Source organism: Arthrobacter sp. Y3223164 (assembly GCF_059091005.1).
Map to the genome: position 1 here is coordinate 1 of NZ_JBNHGF010000302.1, position 3323 is coordinate 3323.

At 68.9% G+C, this 3323-nt stretch carries 3 protein-coding genes and 1 pseudogene; all 4 read right to left on the reverse strand.

From position 1 onward, the window contains the following. Positions 1–360: 6-phosphogluconolactonase (locus AC5RUJ_RS12955; RefSeq protein ID WP_494155966.1), on the reverse strand; the 360-nt coding region annotated here is incomplete at its 3' end. Continuing rightward, positions 350–1234, reverse strand: coding sequence for a glucose-6-phosphate dehydrogenase assembly protein OpcA (locus AC5RUJ_RS12960; protein WP_494001252.1), 885 nt, complete (start codon positions 1232–1234; stop codon positions 350–352). The genes AC5RUJ_RS12960 and AC5RUJ_RS12955, both read right to left, overlap by 11 nt. Positions 1235–1287: 53 nt before the next feature. Next, a complete protein-coding gene (gene zwf, locus AC5RUJ_RS12965) occupies positions 1288–2847 on the reverse strand; it encodes a glucose-6-phosphate dehydrogenase (RefSeq protein ID WP_494127897.1) in 1560 nt (519 codons plus the stop codon). Continuing rightward, a pseudogene (locus tag AC5RUJ_RS12970) lies at positions 2847–3323 on the reverse strand (glucose-6-phosphate isomerase); the annotation flags it as partial. The gene zwf and the pseudogene AC5RUJ_RS12970, both read right to left, overlap by 1 nt.

Genomic DNA, 3323 nt, shown 5'->3' on the forward strand with positions numbered 1-3323 from the left:
CGCGTGGGGGTCGGCGTGTTCTCCGGCGGCCCCGAAGGGGTGCACCCGGGCCGGGTCCAGGGGGAGCGCGTCCAGCAGCGCTTCGCGTGCCTGCCGTTCGTTGCGGTCGCGGCTGTCCTTGGGGACGAACCGCTCGTCGCCCCACCAGATGTTCACCTTGGACCAATCGAAGCCGGCGGGGGTATCGACGGCGGCTACCGCCTTCAAGGTGTTGATGCCCAGGCTGCCGCCGGTGAGCACCACCGTGGCGTCGCCGCGGGCGGCTTGGGCCGCCGCCAGACGCTCCACCAGCCTCCGGGCCACCGAGCCGGCGACGGCGGTGGTGTCGGGGTGGACGATGACGTGTGGTTCAGCGGTCACTGCGGCGCACGCTCCTCAAATTGGTTCGGGGCAATCCGTGTATCAGCACCTCGCCGAACACTTCGTCCGGGTCCAGCCGGCGCAGTTCCTCGGCCAGGCATTCCTCCAGCGGGCGGCGCGGCAGCGTAATACGCTGCACCGGCAGGCCGGGCATGATCAGTTCGGCCACGGACGGGCCGGGACGCAGGATCCGGATGTCGCCGGTCGTCCGTGAAATGCGCACGCCCCTGATGCCGGTCCCCGCAGTGTCCTCCACGATGGTCACCGGCGCGTTCAGTGCCAGCGTCAGCCACGCCGCCAAGAGGACGGTGCTGGGGGAGTCCGAGGCGCCCTCCACGGCAACCGAGGTGACCGGGGCAGGTTCCAGCTGGTCAAAGACGGCGGCCAGCTGCACGCGCCAACTGGTCAGCCGCGTCCAGGCCAGGTCCGTGTCGCCGGCGGTATAAGTCTCGCGCAGGCTGAACAGCGCCTGCTGCGGGTCCGGCTCCTTGTCTGAATCCGTGATGCGGCGGTGCGCAATCCGGCCGATGGACGTGCGCGAAGCATCCTTCGGCATGCCGTGCGGCCACCAGGCGACGATCGGGGCGTCGGGCAGCAGCAGCGCGGCCACGAGGGACTCGCTCTCGGCTGCCAGCTGGCCGTAGCCGTACAGCACCACCACCTCGGCCGCTCCGGCGTCGCCGCCGACCCGGATCTGGGCATCCAGCTTGGTCTCCGCCTCCGACCCGGCGTCGACCAGGGCGATGATCCGGCAGGGATGTTCCCGGCTCGCGGCGTTGGCGGCGAAGATGGCCTCTTCTTCGTACCCGAGCGAGGTCACGACCACCAGGGTCAGCACACGCCCCAGGGCCACAACGCCGCCTTGTTCCCGCATGGCCACGATTTCCTTGGAGACCTTCGATGTGGTGGTGTCCTTGAGCTCTTTGATCACGGCCTTCTCCAAGTGCGTCCGTCGCGGGCCAGCAGCTCATCGGCCGACGCCGGTCCCCAGCTGCCGGGGGAGTAGGGTTCCGGCCGGGTACGGCTGTTGGCCCAGTACTCCTCGAACGGGTCCAGGATCTTCCAGGACAGCTCGACTTCCTGGTGGCGGGGGAACAGCGGCGGCTCGCCGAGCAGTACGTCCAGGATCAGCCGTTCGTAGGCCTCGGGACTCGACTCGGTGAACGCGTGCCCGTAGCCGAAGTCCATGGTGACGTCCCGGACCTCCATTTGCGTGCCGGGCACCTTGGACCCGAAGCGCATGGTGACTCCTTCATCGGGCTGGACACGGATCACCACCGCGTTCTGGCCGAAGTCGTCCTCGTGGTGGTTGGGGAACAGCAGATTCGGCGCGCGTTTGAACACCACCGCAATCTCCGTGACCCGGCGGCCAAGGCGCTTGCCGGCACGCAGGTAGAACGGCACGCCGGCCCAGCGCCGGGTGTGGATGTCCAGCCGCAGCGCCGCATAGGTCTCGGTGACCGAATCCGGGTTGAAACCTTCTTCCTCCAGGTAGCCGGCCACCCTCTCACCGCCCTGCCACCCGCCGGTGTACTGGCCGCGGGCCGAATGGGCCGACAGGTCCTCGGGGAGCTTGACGGCGGCCAGCACCTTTTCCTTTTCCGTCCGCAGGTCCTCGGCGTTGAAGGAAATGGGTTCCTCCATGGCGGTCAGGGCGAGCAACTGCAGCAGGTGGTTCTGGATGACGTCGCGCGCCGCCCCGACGCCGTCGTAATAGCCTGCGCGGCCGCCGATGCCGATGTCTTCCGCCATGGTGATCTGCACGTGGTCCACGTAGTTCGCGTTCCAGAGCGGCTCGAACAGCTGATTGGCGAAGCGCAGGGCCAGGATGTTCTGGACCGTCTCCTTGCCCAGATAGTGGTCGATCCTGAACACCGCGTCCGGCGGGAAGACCGATTCGACGATGTTGTTCAGTTCGCGTGCGGACTGAAGGTCATGCCCGAAGGGCTTCTCGATGACAACCCGCCGCCAGGGCATGCCGTCTGCTTCCTCGGGCGCCTGGGCCAGACCGTGCGAGGAGAGCATCTTGCACACCTGCTCGAAGGCCTTGGGCGGAATCGAGAGGTAGAACGCGTGGTTGCCCTGCGTCCCGCGCTGCTCGTCGAGCTCTTCCAGGGTGCCGCGGAGCTGCTCGAAGGCATCCTCGTCGTCGAAGGCGCCCTGGACGAACCGGATGCCCGCCGCCAGATGCGTCCAGATGTCCTCGCGGAACGGGGTGCGGGCATGCCGCTGCACGGATTCCTTCACCTGGGCCGCGAACTCGTCGTCGTCCCACGGCCTGCGGGCAAAACCGACCAGCGCGAAGCTCGGCGGCAGCAGCCCGCGGTTGGCCAGGTCGTACACCGCCGGCATGAGCTTCTTGCGGGCAAGGTCTCCGGTGACCCCGAACAGCACCAGGGAACAGGGGCCGGCAATGCGGTCGAGCCGGCGGTCGCGCGGGTCCCGGAGCGGGTTGACCTGACGCCGCCGTCGTTCGGAAGGGGCCATTACTGCTTTCCACCCAGTCGGGACACCGCGTCCATCACCTGGCGCACACCGGCGGCCCGGTCGGCCAAATGCAGGCGCAGGACGGGGCGGCCGCCCTCCCGCAGCACGTTGGCGTCGCCGGCGGCCTGGGCATCGATCAGTTCGCCGAAGCTGAACTCGCGTCCCGGAATGGGGATGTCCGTCGCGGCCTCGCCGGTCAGCTGCAGGTAGACCCCGATGCCCGGCCCGCCCTTGTGGAACTGCCCGGTGGAGTGCAGGAACCGCGGGCCCCAGCCGAAGGTGACGGGCCGTCCGGTCGCCTCGGCCAGCAGGGGCCGGATGCGTTCCAACTCGGCCTGGCCGAAGCGGTCAAGGTAGGCCTGCACGCTCACGTAGCCGTCCGGCCCCAGTTGGCTCAGCAGGCCGCGCAGCGCGTCGTCCAGCGACGCACCCATGGCCAGGCCGCTGCCGCGCACCTGGACGGAGCCGTCGGTGAA

Bases quoted from the DNA above. Each gene is read 5' to 3' on its own strand.
- zwf (WP_494127897.1), bottom strand. From the start codon at position 2,847: ATGGCCCCTTCCGAACGACGGCGGCGTCAGGTCAACCCGCTCCGGGAC.
- AC5RUJ_RS12960 (WP_494001252.1), bottom strand. From the start codon at position 1,234: ATGCGGGAACAAGGCGGCGTTGTGGCCCTGGGGCGTGTGCTGACCCTG.